General features: G+C 49.2%; 8 protein-coding genes. 3 read left to right on the plus strand and 5 right to left on the minus strand.

What is annotated here, in order from left to right; genetic code table 11:
• A partial coding sequence (locus ACN4EK_RS08340; protein WP_431657385.1) for a two-partner secretion domain-containing protein occupies window positions 1-2435 on the minus strand: 2435 nt, incomplete at its 3' end.
• Between the two features lie 334 nt (window positions 2436-2769).
• Between ACN4EK_RS08340 and ACN4EK_RS08345 the strand changes: the two genes are divergently transcribed.
• A complete protein-coding gene (locus tag ACN4EK_RS08345) occupies window positions 2770-6084 on the plus strand; it encodes an HsdM family class I SAM-dependent methyltransferase (RefSeq protein ID WP_431657386.1) in 3315 nt (1104 codons plus the stop codon).
• 232 nt (window positions 6085-6316) lie between these two features.
• On the opposite strand, the gene ACN4EK_RS08350 is transcribed toward ACN4EK_RS08345, so the two are convergent.
• The 3 genes from ACN4EK_RS08350 to ACN4EK_RS08360 all read right to left on the minus strand — a co-directional run bounded on the left by ACN4EK_RS08350 (window position 6317) and on the right by ACN4EK_RS08360 (window position 12133).
• Window positions 6317-7621: a glycosyltransferase family 4 protein gene (locus ACN4EK_RS08350; RefSeq protein WP_431657387.1), complete on the minus strand. Its 1305-nt coding sequence runs from the start codon at window positions 7619-7621 to the stop codon at window positions 6317-6319.
• Between the two features lie 564 nt (window positions 7622-8185).
• Window positions 8186-8992 (minus strand): DUF928 domain-containing protein, encoded by an 807-nt coding sequence (locus ACN4EK_RS08355; protein WP_431657388.1) that lies wholly within the window; start codon window positions 8990-8992, stop codon window positions 8186-8188.
• A 453-nt stretch (window positions 8993-9445) separates the two neighbouring features.
• Window positions 9446-12133: a CHAT domain-containing protein gene (locus ACN4EK_RS08360; protein WP_431657389.1), complete on the minus strand. Its 2688-nt coding sequence runs from the start codon at window positions 12131-12133 to the stop codon at window positions 9446-9448.
• A gap of 366 nt (window positions 12134-12499) precedes the next feature.
• On the opposite strand from ACN4EK_RS08360, the gene ACN4EK_RS08365 reads away from it, so the two are divergent.
• Together ACN4EK_RS08365 and ACN4EK_RS08370 are read left to right on the plus strand one after the other, a co-directional pair.
• Window positions 12500-18733, plus strand: a complete 6234-nt coding sequence (locus ACN4EK_RS08365; RefSeq protein ID WP_431657390.1) for a two-partner secretion domain-containing protein — start codon at window positions 12500-12502, stop codon at window positions 18731-18733.
• Between the two features lie 29 nt (window positions 18734-18762).
• Window positions 18763-19137 (plus strand): tyrosine-protein kinase family protein, encoded by a 375-nt coding sequence (locus ACN4EK_RS08370; RefSeq protein WP_431657391.1) that lies wholly within the window; start codon window positions 18763-18765, stop codon window positions 19135-19137.
• Between the two features lie 3 nt (window positions 19138-19140).
• On the opposite strand, the gene ACN4EK_RS08375 is transcribed toward ACN4EK_RS08370, so the two are convergent.
• Window positions 19141-19416 (minus strand): hypothetical protein, encoded by a 276-nt coding sequence (locus ACN4EK_RS08375; RefSeq protein WP_431657392.1) that lies wholly within the window; start codon window positions 19414-19416, stop codon window positions 19141-19143.
• Between the last annotated feature and the right edge of the window lie 274 nt (window positions 19417-19690).

The following is a 19690-nucleotide window of genomic DNA, read 5'->3' on the forward strand; positions in this document are numbered from 1 at the left end:
AGATGTGTATAAGAGACAGCTCCTGCCCCCCGATCGCTGACTGCCTCCGTCTCCCCTAACGCCACCCAATCTGCGAGCACATCATCACTACTGAGGAATGTCGTGGGACTGGGAGGTAAGCCGCTGCGTCCGGTAATCGTAAACTGGCTGGTATTGGCTTGAGTGCCCGGAGTACACCGTTGGGCAATCAGATTACTGACATCTTGCAGACCTCCAGGTAAGGAAATCACCGATCGCGAGGGATCAAAATCCAAAGCGTTGACCGTGACGACACCATTCAAACCAAACCGAGAACTGGCATCAATATCGTTTGTACTGGGTTTTTCAGGGCGTTGGGCAATATCGTTCAACTGAAAGGCGCTGATCAGAATACTGCCTCCTCGACCGGAATAGGCATTGGCAATAATATTATTGTCATTGGTAGGTTTTCCGGCAATTAGTAAGGTTCTGCCACCGTTAATCCGCAAGTTGCCGCTATTAATGAAGATGTTGCCACCATCGCCACCGGCTGGGGCTAATCCTGCCTGGGTAGAGATTAGTCCACCGCGACTGAGAATGATCGCTCCAGGCGTTCTCAAGGAAATATTGCCACCCTGCCCCGATCGAGTAATGGCTGCGATATATCCCCCATTCGTCACCCAAACCGCGTTAGCTCGGGTAGGGGTAGAAATGATGATGTCTCCAGCAGAACCATCTCCAATGTTGGAGACGCTGACTCTCGCCCCATCCCGCACAATCAACTTCGGCGAACTGAGCAAAATCGCTCCGGCAGCCTGCGAGGTTCCCTGCCCAGCCGCACTAAAAATGCCAGCATTTCCAGATACTTCCACCCGATCCTTGACCAGGGCAAGAATGAGTCCGGCATCTCCCTGCCCAAAGGTTCCCGTGTTGATTTCGGAATTGTCAACCAGCAGCGAATTAGCAGCAATTACTACGCCCCCCGCGTTGCCGACCCCCGTTGAGCCAACCTGACTATACATGGCGCTACCATTCTTCAGCGATATGGTACCTTTAGCATCCACAATCACGGCTCCGGCATTGCCAGTGCCAAAAGTGCTGGCAGTCAGAAGGGCACGATCGTCCAGGGAGAGTGATCCGGTAGCAATGAAGACGGAGCCAGTAATCGGTTGGCTACTGTTGCCCAGCAAGACATCAAATACGCCACCTGCAAACTCATTGCTGCCCGTACCAGTGACCGTTGCACCTTCGTTGATTCTGCTAAACATGGCTGTGCCGTTGCCTGTGAGGGACACTGAGCCACCATTGGTTTGGACAAAGATTACCCCAGGAGTGCCATTTCCCCCCGGTTGTCCAGTTTCGGCATTGGGGCCATTCACTGATGTCTGGAGCTGGGCACCGTTACTCATGCTCAGCGATGGAGTGACGATCGCAATATTGCCGCCTTTGCCAGAACCACCGGCTTCCACAATGCTGAACAACGCGGTTTGAAATAAACCGGGTGGCACCGGACTGCCAACACCACGTAAGGTCACGGATTCGGTGGCGACCAGGCGAATATTGCCCGCATCTCCGGTTCCTAGCGTTGCCGCTTGCAGTTGGGAGCCGCGATCGATGGTAATCTCGCCTGCCTGAAGCACCACATCTCCACCGCCATCGGTGGAATTAGTACGAACAATCGCGCCATTGGTAATGTCAATGTCTCCCCGCGTCAGGGTATCAGGAAACTTGAGGCTAAATCCGGTGCTGTTCAGGTCTAATCCGATGGTGCCCTCGCCTGCCACGGCACCAATTTCCACCCGTCCACCTCGGGCTTGCAGCAGTCCACCATTGACTGTGACATCACCGCCGAGTAGCAGTAAACGTTGATCGCGATACACCAATAATTCGCTACCTTGGGACACGATCGGGCGGGGAGTACGTTGGGAGTACAGAAATCCACTGGGATCGCCAACTAAGGTGAGTAAACTTTCGGGGCCTTTGGGATTGCTGGCACTAAAGGTATTGCCATTGCCCCAGATCAGAGCATCCGCCGTAGTGGCAACGAAGGTTCCCCGCCCAGTAGAGCCACCAATATCGAGGGAGGCATTTGGCCCAAACAGAATCCCACTGGGATTCATCAGAAACAAATTGACGTTGGTACTTTGGGTGAGTAGCAGCCCATCGATACTAGAGGCGGTTCCGCCAGTCACCCGCGCCAGAATATTGCGAATACTGCTATCGCTGAAGAATCGAGCCGTTTCACCCGCCGAGAGATTAAATCGTCCGAAGCTATGGAACAGGTTGCCGCCAACGACTCGTCCATCCTCTTGTCGAATCGGATAGTCGGGGCCAATCAGAGTACGGGCAGGACTGAGAGTGCCATCGATCGTAATGTTTTGAGCAACGGCGATCGCACTGGGTAAGGTAACGCTGCCACTGATTACTAAACCAGCGATCAACAGCGATCGCCAGTGTCCCCAAAATTTTCTCTGCATAGCTCTTATTGCGTCATCTGTGTAGAGGCATTCCCAGCTATCTCACAAAACTATTAAGGTGACAAGTCTTGCCTCCTAACGGGTCATGAATTAGCTAGTTAGTCAGCTATCCGATCGCCATCCAGAATTTATGCAGTTTTACCCTACTCAATAGATACAATTTTCTGAAAACGAACACAATGCTGCGATCAGGGATGGCAAGTCCCTCCTCAACGTTTCACCCTACTCAATAGATACGATTTTCTGAAAAACTACTTGTATTTCTGGATTCGATGCTACCCTGTTTTTCTGCTAGTAACTTGTTCAAAGCGTTGAAAAGTAAAGAGGTAAGGGTTTGTCCAAAAGCAGTAGACCACCAAAACAGCAACCAGATCCTCTGGCAAAGTGGCTGGCTTTAGATTGGAACCGACCCGAGCGATCGTACAACCCGGATGTCCGCGATTTCCTGGCGGGATTGCTAGATTACCCCAAAGATCGCGTGGTGACTGAGGATATTGGCGGTGGCGGCTATCCAGACATCAAGTTGCTGACTCCTGAGAAAACAGCTTGGGTTGTGGGAGATCTGAAAAAAGATGATGCAGAACTTAATACCGAGGGGGGACGACTTAGGCTGTGGAACCAAAAACGTAAGTATGTTGAAGGTCTAACCCGATATGTTTTGTTTTTGACAGCCCGTTATCTCTGGATTGTTTTACCTACAGGGGTTGCTGTTGCAGGATTTGAAGAGCCATGTCACTTATCTGGAATAACTTTTGAAGCGTTAAAAGAAAAGCTTAAATTCATTTCCTATGAACAAGCAACCCATGGTAATCAATGGGCAACCTTTATTGCTGGGCAGTTACCTTATGTTTATTTAAAGTTGAATGTACCCGAGACGTTAGATCGGTTGCGGCAAGATTTGCAAACGAGCTTTACTGAACTTGGTGCAGCCGCAGAACAGGCGATCGTCTCACTCATCCAACAGTATGAAGAATTTAAACAACAGGAACAGGAAATTCAACGCAACCTAGTTGATACAGGCGATACTCAGCGACGGGCATTGGTGCGGCTCCGGTTTAAGTTTGACTTCCATCGACATTTGTTTGAGGATCTTCTTCCACGATTTGAAGATCAGTATGGGCGAGATGTTAATGCAAAGGGTAAACAGGTTGAAGAACGGATTCGAGAGTCGTTTGTTGCTGATTCGGTTGCAGTGTTGGTTGCCCGTGTGTTGTTTTTGCGATTGGTAGAAGATTTAGGACTAACGAAAAAACGGCGATTATCGAATGGTGGTCCACAAGACTGGGCAGCGTTTGTTGATCAGCTAACAGGAGATGCTAAGGCGTTAGTGCAACTGGTAGCAGAAGATGTCGGACGGTTATATCATGAACCCTTTGAGCGAAATTTATTTGACTGGATTTATGAAACGAATGGTGCATTAGATGAAGCGTTACAGCGTCTAATTCTTCGATTCAATGCTTATGACTTTTCTGGATTGTCGGAAGAAATTTTGGGAGATATTTATCAAACTTTCCTACCTCCTGCTAAACGGAAACGGTTAGGAGAATTTTATACACCACCGTCGATCGTGGACTGGTTGTTGGAACAAACCGTATTTCAACAGGGTGAAGGCACATTGCTTGATCCCTCCTGTGGAAGTGGTTCATTTTTAGTGCGATACATCCATCGGTGCCTGGAAGATGCAAAGACAAGAGGGCTTGATTCAGATGCCGTTTTACAAGAATTACAAGCCAGCGTTTGGGGATTTGATCTCAACCCATTTGCGGCATTCATTAGCCACTTTCAGTTGATGTGGGCGTTGGTACGCTTCAAGCCTTCAACAAATCCAGTAGATGTTCCTAAAATTCATATCTACAACATCAATAGTTTGTTGCGAGAATCTGATTTGGTTCCACTATTGGGAGAAGGTTTTCTAGCTCCCGGTTCTACAGAGCGCGATAGTCAACAATGGAAATACATTGTGGGCAATCCCCCCTACATCCGGGCAGAGCGGGTGAAATACAATGAAGAGATGCGCGGATTGTGGCAGCAGGTTTGGGGACAGAATGCGGATACGGGCTTGGTGTTTCTCTATCGGGCATTGACTGAATTTCTGGAGTCCGGTGGCTTTTTAGGCATGGTGGTGAGTGGTGGCTATGCTAATTCAGAAGCGGCAGCAAAAGTCTGGAAATTACTGTATCCCGGACGAGAAGCGGCATTACGTAAAGTTGTTTGGCTAGAGTTTACTGATAAACCAGTCTGGGATGTCGCCCGAGTACCACTAATTTTAGTGATTGAGCGAGCTTCAGCCCAAGAGAATGATGAAATTGAACTGTATGTACCCTCTAGATGGACGAGTGATGAACCACCTGTAAGGATTAATTACAAAGACTTTTTTGATGCCAAAGTTAGCCCCAGAGTGACAGATATTGATCCCAGCAATCCACGGGAAAGCTTGTGGGGAGACTATTTATTACCCCTGTTGCATCCTGAAGATGTCCCAATTCTCAAAAAGCTGTATCCCAATGGTAATGGTGGCAATGTTGTTGAGTTAAAGGAAGCCGTTGCCAGGCAACTGAGCCGGAATAATCGTCCCTTCTGGTGGACGTATGGCATTCAACGGGGTGGTGCAGAGGTTACACCAGAACCGACCGGAGCCAACCCAATTCAAGTCATCGCTGGACGCAGCTTAGCAATGGGATGGCATGGTGAACCTGCGGGTTGGGTAGATTTAGAAGCGGTTAAAGATAGATCTTACGGAAAATTAAGTTTATGGGCTGATCAAGTACATAACACTTTTATTGCTGTAGCTAAATTCACCCGATCTCTGACTGCTGCTGTTGTTAGATCTAGAACTACAGAAAACAGTCTTGCAAGCTTAGATACTGTAATTGTTGCGTTACCTAAAAGTGGAGGACATCAACCAGAAGCTATAGCTGCTTACCTCAATAGCAAATTGGCTAGATTCTATTGGGCAGTTCGATTGAGAAGTGGAGTAATTCAAGGGCTTTATGCAACAAATTATCCCCGTGTTTTAGAGGCTTTACCTTGGGTCAGAACTCTAGATTCAACGATCGAGCAACAGTTAGTTGAGGGGTATAACGAACTAGCTCGACTCGCCGCGATCGCCAAAAATAACCCCGATGAATGGCTCTTGTCTGAAGTTGAAACGCGCATTGCAACGAGTCGATATAAGTTGAGCGACAGAAACTTAGGACTCAACTTTGCTAACTGGAGTACCGAAGATGTTTATGTGGAAGAACTCATATTAGACGGTAACTGTATTCGAGCCGGGTTATTTTCGCTAGAACTCCTAGATGCTGATGTTACTGAGCTAGTCTATAAACTATTGACTCTGAATGCTGATGACGAAACAACTATTTCTAGAGCGATTATCCAGAAATTGCTGGTTCCTCAAGATTATGCTGCTTTAATGCAAGATTATCGGCAACGCTCGGCTGGTTTTCAACAGGTTGAGTCTGACTTCTTTGCAGCCCTGGCACGAATTGATACCACAGTTTATGCAATGTTTGGACTGACGGATGCAGAAACAGCGCATATTGAAACTCGTCTTGCCAGTTTTCCACTGAACAAACTTCAGCCTCGTTATCCCTGGCAAACGGTAAAGCCTCGACCGATCAAAGCTTACACCAGCGATCGTTTCGCCTGATGTATCTGGAAACAGCCTATTTTTACTCTTTGCAAAGATTTACCAATTAGCTGAAGCATCGGCATAATTTGCGCCTGACTAGCGGATAGATACTTAGCAGGCTGAGTTAGGAGGATCTGAAGCCCCCGATCGTTCCTGACTGCCCCAGCCTGCGCTCTCCTCTTAATTGCCCCAACAAAACAGGGTGGAAATCTCCACCCCAGACTGCATCACTTGAGGTATGTAGCCAGGATTAAACGCGAGCTAAGGTTTCCTTGAGCACTTCGAGGACACGATCGGTCTTAGAATCCCAATCAAAGTAGTTCATTTTGACCCGTTGTTGAGCGCCTTTACCGAGTTGATAGCGCAAGTGTGGTGACTGAGCCAGCCGGATCATTGCCTCTGCCAGCCCCTGAACAAAGCCAGATGGTGAGGATGGATCGACTAAAATGCCACAGCGATCGTTCAGATATTCTGCGGGTCCTGCCCAATTGGCGGCGATGATGGGTAACCCGATCGCCATTGACTCCAACAGCGCTAAACCACCACATTCCCTTAAGGAAGGCATCACGTAAACATCACTGTTGGTAATTAATGCCATACAGTCCGCTAACGGCAACCGACCATGTAAATTGACTCGGTTTTGTAAACCCAACTCCATCACTCGGGCAGCAATTTCCTCCCGCAATTCGCCATCGCCAATAATTTCTAATACCGCGTTGGTTTGCTCTGCCACGGTTTTAAACGCTTCTACGAGAAACTGTGCGCCTTTCCAATCTACCAGGCGACCACAGAAGACAAACCGGACAGGCTGGTCTGGGTTGGGTGGGAAGTAATGCTTTGGTTCCCACCGTGATAGATCGACCCCACTCTCGACGACTTCATACACCTTACCTTGATACCCCTGGGGCAAAACTCTGGCGGTGCGCTGATTGCCAACCAGGAGGGCATCGGCTCGTAACTTACCAGGAACTAACCGATGACCGATCCAGGAGGCACAGCGTCCCAGGAAAATTGACAGGCGAGTAAATCGGGAGTCCATGTAACGAAACGCGGGTGGAAGATTTAGCCCCCCACACATGGGCCCAATCACCACAGGTACACCCATGTCATACATGAAGCTCAGACCCTTAGGAGAGATGGGGGATGGCTCAAAAATAATATCGATTTGATGCTTTTTAATGATATCTAAAGCAAGTTTGCGACCATGAAACTGAGTAATGATATGTAACAACCGCCCAAAAATCAGGTCTTCAATTCGGTAAGGAAATCGCTTGCTGAATCGCCATACAGCCGCTTGGAATGAACTATCTTCCACAAAGTGGATGCGTTCAAACAGTTCGGCTGAAAAAAATTCACGCAGTTCGGCGCGGTTGCGGGCATGGCAGATCATCCAAACATCCACGCCCCGTTCCTGTAATAGTTTGAAGTAATAGTAAGGAACACTCGTTTCTCCACTCATCCGGAGAGAAACGTTTTCGCTCACCAACAGGACACGCAGTTGCTTGCCCAATTCAGCAGGTTGTTGTAACTGTTTGTCTGTGATTTGACCGATCATGTTCTCTTTCCTAATTAATGTGAACGCACACAAATTTAAGTCGGTTATGAGACCGACATTGATATTCTGACAATGTGCCTTTGAATGAAAAGTTGCTATTGTTTGTTGTTATAGCAGTATGGTCGTAGACCAAGACAATAAGAGGATGTTTAAAAGCTTTAATAACATTTGAATCGAAGCTGAAAAGATATCCTCTAACTAGGGTCTTTACCTCTGCAATTCATTATTAGGCTGATGTGTATCCATGACTAGGGGCAGGGAGAGAAGTTTACTAAAAGTTTATTTGAACTCAGGAAATTTACAGTTTCCTTGAGGACATCGGCTTAGCATCTGAGTTAGCCATTCATGAGCCCAGACAGGATGCTCATTGCGCCGGTTGGTCAATGACATTAACCTCGATCGAGAGGGAATTAACTGGAAATTCACAGTTTTAGCGATCCAATCAACTGGGGGCTTTTGGGGGCTTTGATTCCCATACAGCACAATTAAGCCCTCATCCTACCGCTACGGTCTGAGCCATCTGAGGATGAGGGCAAGTTAGTTGTACATCACACCAATGGGCAATTAGTTCATGAATGGGGCTGTGGCAATGGCACTCAGTCCCGCCGACTGCAAAAGTTCCTCCCAAGCAGAGGCCAGGGTCTGATTGTGCGGTTGAGAGCGGCGTAGCTCGGCTAAACTGGCGACGGCTTCAAACCAGATGCCAGACCGGGCATAAAGTTCGACCCGATCGATGGCATTAGCGGTTTGCAGTTGGGTCACTAAAGCACTGTCGGGTTGGATCCGCCGAACGGCTCCGGTGGCGAGGGGATCCTGTGGCTTCACGCCATCGGGCTGACAGGCGATCGACACAGTCCACTTATAATCTTTGCCGACCTGTAAAGCGGCTTGATGGGCCGGTAGGCTAATCCGAACTACCCCTGGAGTGGCGCTTAAGTCCATCGTCGTTTGATACACCTCTTCCCCATCCTGATCTTCCAGTTTGAATTCTAGAATGCGGGCGGAAGTGGACGGCACATAGATTAAAAAGGTGGGATGGGCTTCGATCGTCAGTCCCAGGCGAGTAGTAGGCAGCAATGGTAGCAGAGTGCGTGCCCTAGGTAGCGATGGATTCGCTGTAGCGTTGACGATTGAACTGTCCTGGGGACAGATGCCTGAGTTCCGTCTCCCTCCCCCGATCGTGACCTTAGGAGCAGGCTGACCTTTAGGAGGCTCCAACGTAAATTTGCCTTTGCGGGGGGCGGATTGAGTTGGTTTAGCCGCTTGGGTTTGGGCATTGGCAATTGAAGATACCCCAACGAGCCACATGGATTGCAGCAGCAGTGTTACTGAAAATAGGGCTATATACCTGGAATGTTGTGTGAGCGCCATAATTGACAGTCTCCTCCGAAGGTCGGTCAGCAGGTTAGCAGGTAGCTATGGACAATGAAGCTGTGAGGAGGCCTGATGCATTGTTCAGACAACCTGGTGGAGTAGATGCCGGTACCGATCCTATTGTGTAGGGTCTAGCTCAATAGGGCTACGGAAATCCATGTAACTATCTTGCCAAGATCGGAAAGGTAGTCTTTGATCGGCTCTATTCTCTCTGGAGAGGCGGAGGATTACGTCACCCAGATGCGTGATTTTACTGTCAAGAATCTCTTGCATTTGTCTACAACATCTCTGGAGAGGCGGAGGATTACGTCACCCAGATGCGTGATTTTACTGTCAAGAATCTCTTGCATTTGTCTACAACAATACTATTAGCCCTGCCCAAAATCCTGATCAGCACTCGGTTTTTGACAATCAGACCTAGTTGTGTTGATTGACATAGTGATATTGGACTTACAACCAGTTGCCAACTAATACAAAGGGTGCCCAGTAGTAGGGATGTTTAAAGCTCGACTCATGCAGTAATTTCAGTTGAGCCTGCCGCAGTGCTTCAGACTTAGTCATATTCGGTTTAGCGAGTTCCTGATAGAACTGCACCATAAAGGATGATGTGGATTCATCGTCTACCGGCCAGAGGGTTGCCAGTGTACTCCGAGCCCCCGATCGCACAGCGACCCCAGCTAATCCCAAAGCGGCTCGCCGATCGCCATCGGCGGTCTGACAGGCACTTAATACCAATAGTTCGATCGGGGTACGAGTTTCTTGATCACGGGCTTGTAAGAGTTCGCCCAGTTGCTTCACATCCAGACGGCTATCCCAAACCAGCACAAAAGTTTCACTGGCATTGGAGCTAAATTGACCGTGGGTTGCCAGGTGGACGACTGGGAAGGGGGCGGAACTAATCTGCTGTTGTAATTGCTCAGAGGTGAAATTTTGATTAAACAATACCTGGGCTGGCACTTCGGATTTGATTTGATCAATCTCCTGTTCTACCCCCGGCAATGGCACAAATCCCTGTCGTCCTTCACTTAAGCCACCGACCAGGAGTTTAAGTTGCTGGCGTTGCAACGGGCGGGGATCAAGCAACTGGAGTCCTGGGGTAATAGCAATGGCATACTTCTCGACTAAAAATTGGTTGCCGTCATGCAAGGCTGCCATCGGCAGGTTTTTTAAGGCACCATCCAGCACAAAGGCTAACGTTTTGATCTGACTGGCGGCTAAGTCTGCTTCCAGGGGGCGAATCATTAAGTCATAAACCTGCTGTGCCATGTCCATGCGTTCTTGCCTGCCGGCTGTGCGCCGCAGCGATCGCCGCATATCTAACAAAATGGTTTCCAGTTGAGCTTGGGGCATGGCGGTGGCATAGTGATGCAGCGGTTGGTTGGGTAACGACAACACGACTTCCAGCCGATCGGCAAGAATGATCGGATACACGATCGCGGCGGTGGGATCAATCCGATCAATGTCTGCGGCTCGTCCAGTCAGGCAGGCTTCCCGAAAGAAGTTATCTAGCTCGGCAATTTGCAAGGATTCAATCACGGCGCGAGCTTTTTTCAAGTTCTCCTGGCTGGCGGGTTGACCATTGACAGGTTCCAGCAATAGCCCGACGAACTGGCGATAAACAGGCTCTACACTTTCCCGAAAGGAGAACTGCACATCCAGATTGTTAGACACCAAATCATTCCGGATATCTCGTAAGGTTTGGATTGCCCGGTCATAGGCGGCGATCGCCCGTTCCCGATCGCCCTGCGCCTTGAGGAGTCGTCCTAACTGCCACTGCCATCGGTAAGTAATATCGTCGGCATGGGTAGACTCTGCCAAAACCAAGGCTCGTTCGGTGAGGCGTTGGGCTTCAGCCCATTGTTGATTCTGTTCATAGGCGTTGCCTAAATACCCGGTGGCATAAGCTTCCATGCGTAAATCTGCTAAGGTTTTGGCTTGCTGCGCTGCCGTGGCTAATAGTTGAGCCGTCATCGTCGGTTGACCGATTCTTTGTCCGCGATCGTCTAGGCGCATCAAGAGTTGTGCCAAATTAATCTGTGCCTGAACGGTAATCCGGTTGACTGGGAGTGTGGCAAGCTGCGATTGGATGGTTGGGATTAATGTGGTGGCGGTTGTCCATGCCTCTGTGTCGATCAGTAACCGCAGTTGGTTTAGTTGTGCCTGAACTTTGGGACTGGGGCTGTTGGCTGCCGCGATCGCCTGTTGATAATAACTTAGAGCTTGGTCAAAGCGTTGTGCCGCTCGCATAGTATTGCCCAAACTCAGTAAGATGGCTCCGACCTCTGAATTAGCGAACTTTTCCGCGATCGCCAACCCCTGGCGCAGGATGCGTTCGGACTGTTGTGGATCTCCCATCAAACGTAGGGCATCGCCAAAATTCAGCAGACCAGAGGCTTTTAAGGGCGAATCGGGTTGATCTTGGAGGGTTTGATTCACCTGCGCTAACGTATTGCGAGCCCGAGGATATAGTCCCAAGGCCCGGAGTGCTTGACTCTGGTTGATTAGGCTGCGTACCACCCCTGCCTGATCTCCCGCCTGCTGATAAACCTTAGTTGCTTGTTGCCAGGTGTCCAGTGCCGCCTGTGCCCGTCCCTGGGAAAGGTGTAAGCTACCCTGGATATTCAATGCCTGGGCAAATAAGCTGGGCTGATTGTGTTTCTGCTCACTGGCTCGGGCTTCCTGAGTGTTTAGCAGGGTGAGACTTTGGGCGATCGCTGGCTCAGCCTCTGCCCACTGTCCCAATTGCTGATAGGTGAGGGCAAGATTGCTCAGAACGACGGCTTGATTCAGGCGATCGCCCTGTCCGGCAAATAGTGCTGCCGCTTGCTGCCAGAGGGAGACAGCCGCAGCATATTGTCCTGATCGATAGTATTCCTGTGCGCTCTGTACCAGTTGAGCCGGATCGGTCGTAGAGACAGATTGGGGCGGTTGAGTTCCAGGGGTGATCGTGGGATTCGAGGGTTGGGCTGCCGGTGATTGTCCCCAGCCCGATAGGATGGTGAGTAGCGCTATACCAACACTTAACCCGAAACGAACCAGCCATTTGTGACCTGGACATCGCAGACGCTCCGCCCCTATTGACCACCACTGTTGCAGCAGGGTCTGAAGTCGTCGCAGGAGGGATGTCCGGTTTGTCATCATCTGATTCCGCACTTTCACTGGCTTTAGAGTGCCCACTCGGGCAATGAGTAATTACTATCTATACTCCTTTCCTATAAAAGATTAGACTTCAGGAAGCCTCGACGATCGTCCATCTGCCCTTAACTTCATCAATTCCTAATTTTTGACGTTCAGGTTTCCCCGTAAAAACACAGTTGGCGTTTTCATCCTAAGTCACGATCGTTAAAGATAGTCGTCTACCTACCCCTGCCATCTCGGTAAGTGATCTAGCCACCCTGGTAAAATTTCTTCTAAATAGAAATATTTCCTTCAGTTGAGGTGATCTGTTAAGACCGAAGCGGGATCTGAAGCATTTTAATTATTCCTCTCCAATAGAGAATCACTGTGAAACCAATTGCATTTCAGTTTTTGGCACTTAGTGGAATTGCCCTGACCAGCCTAGTCACTGTCAGTCCAGCTTGGGCACAAATTGTTCCGGATGCCACCTTACCCAGTAATTCCCGTGTGGTTCCGGGCTGTACTCAATGTGTGATTGAGGGTGGTACTTTGCGGGGTGATAACCTATTTCACAGTTTTCGGGAGTTTTCTGTGCCCACCGGCGGAGAGGCATGGTTTAACAACAGCTTGTCAATCCAAAATATTCTCACCCGCGTCACTGGAAACTCCATTTCCACCATTGATGGGTTGATTCGTGCCAATGGGACTGCCAATCTGTTTTTGCTGAATCCGAATGGCATCTTGTTTGGAGCGAATGCGCGGTTGAATGTGGGTGGTTCTTTTGTGGCAACCACTGCCAGCCAGTTTCAGTTTCCTGATGGCAGCGAATTTAGTGCGACGAATCCCCAGGCTCCGCCATTGTTGACTATGAATGTTCCACTAGGCTTGCAATATGGCCCCAGTCGCACCGGAGCCACGATCGCCAATGCAGGCATACTCACCGCTGGACAAGATTTAGCGTTGATTGCCGATCGCCTGGAGTTACAGGGACAACTGGTAGCAGGTCGGAATTTAACGCTGCAAGCTCAGGATACGGTACAGATTCGAGATAGTGTCCCCCAGCCTTTTATGGCGCAGGCTAATGGGACGTTGACGATTCAAGGCGATCGCAGTGTGGATATTTTGGCGTTGAATCATCCCAGCAGTGGGTTAATTGCCGGAGGAGATCTGGTGCTGCGATCGCTAGATACTATCCGAGGTGATGCCCATTACTGGACGGGAGGCAACTTTCGGATCGAGCAACTGAATGGACAGGTAGGAAACTTATTGAGTCCAGTTGATCCGATCATTTTTGCGGCAGGAGATGTCAATTTAGGAGACTACACAGGAGCCTCGCTGCACATTTTAGCGGGAGGCAATGTCACCCTGGGAACCGTGACGATTACGGGATCTGACACGATCGGCAATACAATTAATCCTGCAAATTTTCCCGATTTGGCAACCGTAACGCTAACGGATGGCAGTGTTGTGACGATCGATGGCAGCACGACTCCCACCCTGGATGTGCGGGCTGGAATTGATTGGGCACAACTGGGTGGTTTCCCGTTTCCCGAACCCATCGTCATTGGCACAGTTAATCCCTTACCTACGGGTAGCCCTGCTACAGGCGCTAATATTAGCGTTAACACAATTTTTAACACCTCAGGCTTTGAAGATAATATTGGGCAGGTACTATTAACCAATCAGTATTTGCCTAATCCGGCGCTAACAGGTTCGATTCAGACAAATGCGATTCTGACCTACGGTAATGTCGCGATTGACTCAAAGCAAAATGTAAATACCTTTGGCAATATTGATACCTCGATTGATGATGATGTTCTAACCAATCGCATAGCCGGTGAAGTCAGAATTCTAGCGGAACAAAACATTCTCACAACGAATATTTTCTCTGATGTAGTTGGTGCTACTGCAACATCTGATCCGGGAACAGGTGGAAATATCATCCTGACTAGCCAGAATGGAGCCATTGATACCACGGCTGGCACTCTCACATCTGAATCTGTTAATGGTGTAGCTGGTTATGTACAACTGAGTGCGGCAGAGGACATTACTGTTAGTAATATTCGATCATCCAGTAACAATGGAACAGGTGGAAGTATCATCCTGACTAGCCAAAATGGAGCCATTGATACCACGGCTGGCACTCTCACGTCTGAATCTGTTAGTGGTGTAGCTGGTTATGTACAACTGAGTGCGGCAGAGGACATTACTGTTAGTAATATTCAATCCTCTAGTAATAGTGATTTTGGTTACAGTGTGATTGAGTTAACATCTCAATTCGGTTCTGTTACTGTTCAAAATGCCAACCTATCTACGATTAACACGGGAACTGGATTAGCAGGAGATATTTTCATTGATGCTGAACAAACCATCGATATCAATAACAGCACTCTCTTAAGTGATGGATTGTTTGGACGGATTTTGATCGGTCGTTATAGTAACGTCGATCGCCTTACCATCAGTAACAATAGTGTTTTGAATGCTATCAGTGATACGGCTGGAACGCCCAGTGTTATCCAGGCTCATGCGAACGTGATTGAGGTATCGGGTTCCACCTTGAGTACAAGAGCGACCCAACAAGCTAATGCGGGGACGATCGACTTGGCAGCAACCAATCAGCTTGCAGTATCAAACAGTGCAATCATCAATACAGTCGAAAATGGTACGTCAGAAGTTGCTGCGGCTGTGAATTTACGGGGGCAAACTGTCGATTTGATTGGCAGTTCGATCGATGCCAGTACCACTGGAACAGGGAATGCGGGTGATGTCACAGTAACGGCTAATGCTGGTTCAGCTACAGTGACGAACAGTTTTATTCGGAGTACCGTTGAATTTGGCGCGAGTGGTAGTGGTGGAAATATCACCGTTTCTGGAAATTCAGTTACTTCAGAAAACTCCTTGGTTGATGCTAGTACATTTGGTTCTGGAGCAGGTGGTAGTGTTGCGATTACGGCTGCGCCAACCGGAACAGTGAATCTAACTGAAACTCGTGTACTCAGTAACGTTGAATTTGGGGCAAGTGGTGATGGTGGAGATATTGCTGTCTCTGGTGGTACAGTCAATTCAACGAATTCGACGTTGGATGCCAGTACAAGTGCTTCTGGAGCCGGAGGCAATATTACGGTTACAGCACTACAGGGGACTGTCACGTTAACGGATAGCTTGATTCGCACTCCGGTTTACCGTGAGGCTACCAACTCGGGCGGTGACATCACGATCGCAGGCGATACGATTACGATGAATAATGGCACGTTGATTGATGCCAGTACTGATAGCCTCGATCCGGATCAACTGGGTACGGGTGGCAACATCACGATCGGTACACCCAATAGTGAAATCAATTTACAAGCCACGACCATTACAACCGCCAGTCAAGGAACGAGTGATGGTGGTAATTTGACGATGGCGGGACGATCGTTGACCGCGAGTAATAGCTTGCTCGATTTGGCTACAAATGGTGATGGTCAAGGGGGCAACGCTCAAGTGACAATTTCGGGTAGAACCAGCTTCGATCGTGCCAGTATCAGTACCACGGCTGGGGTCAGAGCCACTCAGTCAGGGGGGGATATCACCCTCCAAACTGGAACATTATCGTTGACTGATGGCAGTCGGTTAGCCGCCCAAACCCAGGGACGAGCTGATGCAGGCAACATTTGGGTGAATGTAACTGGCAGTGATACTGGTACAACCGCCGCGTTTGAACTGTCTGGATCGGGTACAGGCTTGTTCACATCTACCAATAGTGCGAATGGGGGTCAGGGTGGCGATATTACGGTGCAAGTTCCGAATGGCACTTTGCGAGCTGCCGATCGGGCGGTGTTCGATGCCAGTACCCGCAGTTTTAATGATGGGGGAGATATTACTGTTACGGCTAAAGTCTTAGAAATGACCGGGGGGGCTCAATTTCTCACAACCTCACGGGGAACAGGATCAGCCGGAGACATCACTGTTACTGCCGATCGGGTTGATATAGCCGGTTCAACCACGCCACCGCCTCGGCTATTTCAGGGCGTTTCGACTTATAGCCTCGGTAGTTTACTCAGTGCCAATACAACTACTACTGTGAGTCGAACGGCTAGCCAAATCATCAGTGGAGCAACTATTTTTAATAGTAATCTGATTGATCAAACGGCGGATTATTACGAATTTGCGATCGCAGCGGCTGGCTCTGAGGGCATTTTCGATATTGATAACGCCTCATTTGATACCCAGATATTTCTATTCGATCGTGACACGGGTGCTCTCCTCGCCTCCAATGATGATTCGTTCATTTCTCAAGGCGCAGATGAAGACTCGCTGAACTCCTTCTTGCAGTTTACCTTTGATAATCCGGGTAGCTATGTTTTAGGAGTGAGTAAATACTTCTCCACCGTTTCTAATAATTCACTGATTACGGGTACACTACCTAGCTTAGGAGATACCTATAGCCTGGGAATTACCCTACAAAATCCAGCAACTGTACCTCCTTTAGAACAAGCTACGGCTCGGGTCAGAAGTGGATTATCAGCCGCCTCGACGACAGGCGATGCTGGAGCCATTACGGTTAATACCAACCAAATGCAATTGCAAGATGGGGCTGAACTCTCTGGTTCTACCCTGGCAGGGACAGGCAGTTCGATTACCTTACAGGGTATCGGAGGATCGGGAACAGCGTTAAATTCATTGCAGATTAACAATAGTCTAATTTCGGCTTCGACCAGAACTGGTACAGCCGGGAGTGTAATTATTAATGCGGCAGGAGGTTCCGTGGGATTGTCAGGCACGTTACCCGACGATCCAATACGGGGCGGATTATCGGTGGCTGCGGGTGGTGCAGGGGGGATTTCGGGGGATATTCAGGTCACGGCTAGAAGCCTCACGATCGCGGATGGCGCATCCATTTCAGCCGAGAATGTTTCAGCCCAACCAACGGGTAGTCAGTCTCAAGGCAACATCAATCTCAATGGGCTAGAACGGCTACGGCTGACCAACAGTAGCATTATTGCCGCCAGTGTGAGCGGGCAAGCCGGTAACTTAAGCGTGAATCAAGGTGAGACAGCCGCTAGATTCATTGTGTTGGATCATAGTTTGCTGTCATTAGGGACTCGTGATGGTGGCGTTGCCGGAAATATCTCGTTGAATACAGCAGAATTACGGCTGCGGAATAACTCCCGCATTTTGGCATCGGCAGGTGGCAATGGACAGGCAGGAAGTTTGCTTGTTCAGGCGAATAATGGCGCTTCAGACTCGATCCGGTTGACAGAAGGGAGTTCACTGGAATTAAGTTCGGCAGCAGGAAGTGCTGGACGGATTGATCTGAATACTCGGGATGTGCGGCTAGAGGGAGGATCAACGATCGCGGCTACCACAAATTCTGGCACTGGCGGTGGCATTAACCTTCGCAACTTAGATCGCCTCCTGGTTGATCAAAGCTTAATTTCTGCTTCTACCCAAACCGGAACGGCGGGTAATTTGTCCATTTCAGCCCCCAATGGCGAGGTGCGGTTAACCGGGAGAATGCCGGATGGCAAACCGGGCGGCTTATCAGTATCGGCAGTTGGGAGTGGTGGAATTGCGGGAGATTTGAGTGTGGATACTCGCACTTTAACAGTGCAACAGGGAGCGCATATTTCTGCCTCTGCAACCTCTGGACAAGCCGGGGATGTCACAGTCAATGCGGCTGAATCTGTACTGCTACGCGATCGCGGTAGTGGCTTGTTTGTATTAGCGACAGAAGCTGGGGGAATTGCCGGAAATTTACGAGTGAATACGGGGGATTTTAGAATTACCAATCGGGCAGAGGTGAGCGTTAGTAGCCCGATTGGGCAAGCAGGGAATTTGTTTATTCAAGCCAACAACCTGACCCTCGATCGCGGCACGATTAGAGCAGAGACGGGAGCAAGTGCCCCGGATGGTTCCTCCACTGGTAATATTCAAATTTTGGGACTCAATTTTCTCACGCTAACTAATGAAAGTTTGATTTCAGCCACGGCGTTTAACTCGGCAACGGGCGGGAATATTCGGATTGATGCGAATTATATCCTGGCGCTCTATCCCACTGGACGCAAAGGTAGCGATATTATTGCCAACGCCGCCTTAGGTAATGGTGGACAGATTACGATTAATGCGATCGCGTTATTTGGCATTGCCTTTCGCCCGAAATTGACTCCCATGAATGACATTACAGCAAGCTCTCAAGCCGGAACATCGGGAACAGTGACGTTGAATACCTTAAATATTGATCCCAGTCGCGGATTAGTCTCATTGCCATTCAACTTAGCCGATCCCTCACAGCAGGTGACTCAAGGCTGTTCGCCCAGTGGTCGCAGCAGTGCCAAGCAAGGACGATTTGTGATTAGTGGTCGAGGGGGTTTACCGTCTAGCCCAGAGGATGCCTTCACCGGAGAACAAGCCCTGACGGATTTAGTGGCTCTTGTCCCCCCAAGCCGTAATTTAGCTGGCGATCGTAGCAAGACTCCAGCGCAACCAATGGAGCGATCGCAGCAAACTCCAACCGCAATTATTGAAGCTCAGGGCTGGATATACGGAACCGATGGCTCCCTGTATTTAGTGTCTCAAGCGACAAACGACAGCCTACAAGGTGGCTGGCAATCTCCAACGACCTGCCCCGACAGTGACTAGAAATTTGTCATTCAAGCACCTCAGTAGCCATGAGCAAACTCATGCAGGAGTTTAGAGAAATCTACGATTTTGTCATTCTGGATACACCACCATTGTTACTGGTTGCTGATGCTATCAGTCTAGCTAAGTGTACCGACGGAATCTTGCTAGTAATTCGACCGGGAACAATTGATAAAGCCAGTGCAACAGCAACCAAAGAACTACTAACTCAAACAGGACAATCGGTTCTAGGGTTAGTGGTAAACGGAGTCAAGACAACTGACGAGCTTGCTAGTTATTCTTACCACTCACGACAATATCAAAAAGCCGACCTGCAATATAGTCACTCTGTCGAAACCGTGAAGCATGATCGGGCTGATAGCCCACTGCGATTAGACAAAGTAAATCAGAGACTACCTTCGTGATTGCTATTCTTCCTCTTCCTGAATTTCTTCGCGGCGAGAGGGGAGGGCAGGGGAGACTGTACTGGGATGCTGAACGGATGTTTGCCCTACATGGGTAGTAGCAGACTGACTATGACTGGTTGAGGGAGACTGGAGCGCTTCAGCCACGGGATGATACAGCAGGGTAAATAAACACGAACAGCCGGCTAACAGCAATAGATCGAGTTCTTTACTTCTCAGTTTCGGCTGGCGACGTTGGGGGGTAGGGGGAAGTAAGATCGGTCTACGTTGGCGTGGCATGGATAAAATGTGCTCCGGAAACAATGGTTAAGATGCTAAGGGATTAAGCGGACTGGAGTCAGCGATCGCCCTCCAGTCATCTGAGATTGGAGCGATGCTGGCTGCCCAAGCAAACTCTCCTGACTTCAGCCTACTCAGTATACCCATGATGTTCAGGAAGAGTGCGTCATCTGATCACGGAAGGCTTGCTTCCAGACTAGACGATGTTGCCCAGGATTAGTTTCTTAACGGCGATCGCACCACATAAGAAAAGCTGATGATTCTGCTGAGTAAT

The organism is Pantanalinema rosaneae CENA516 (assembly GCF_050753385.1).
GTDB lineage: Bacteria > Cyanobacteriota > Cyanobacteriia > Leptolyngbyales > Leptolyngbyaceae > Pantanalinema > Pantanalinema rosaneae.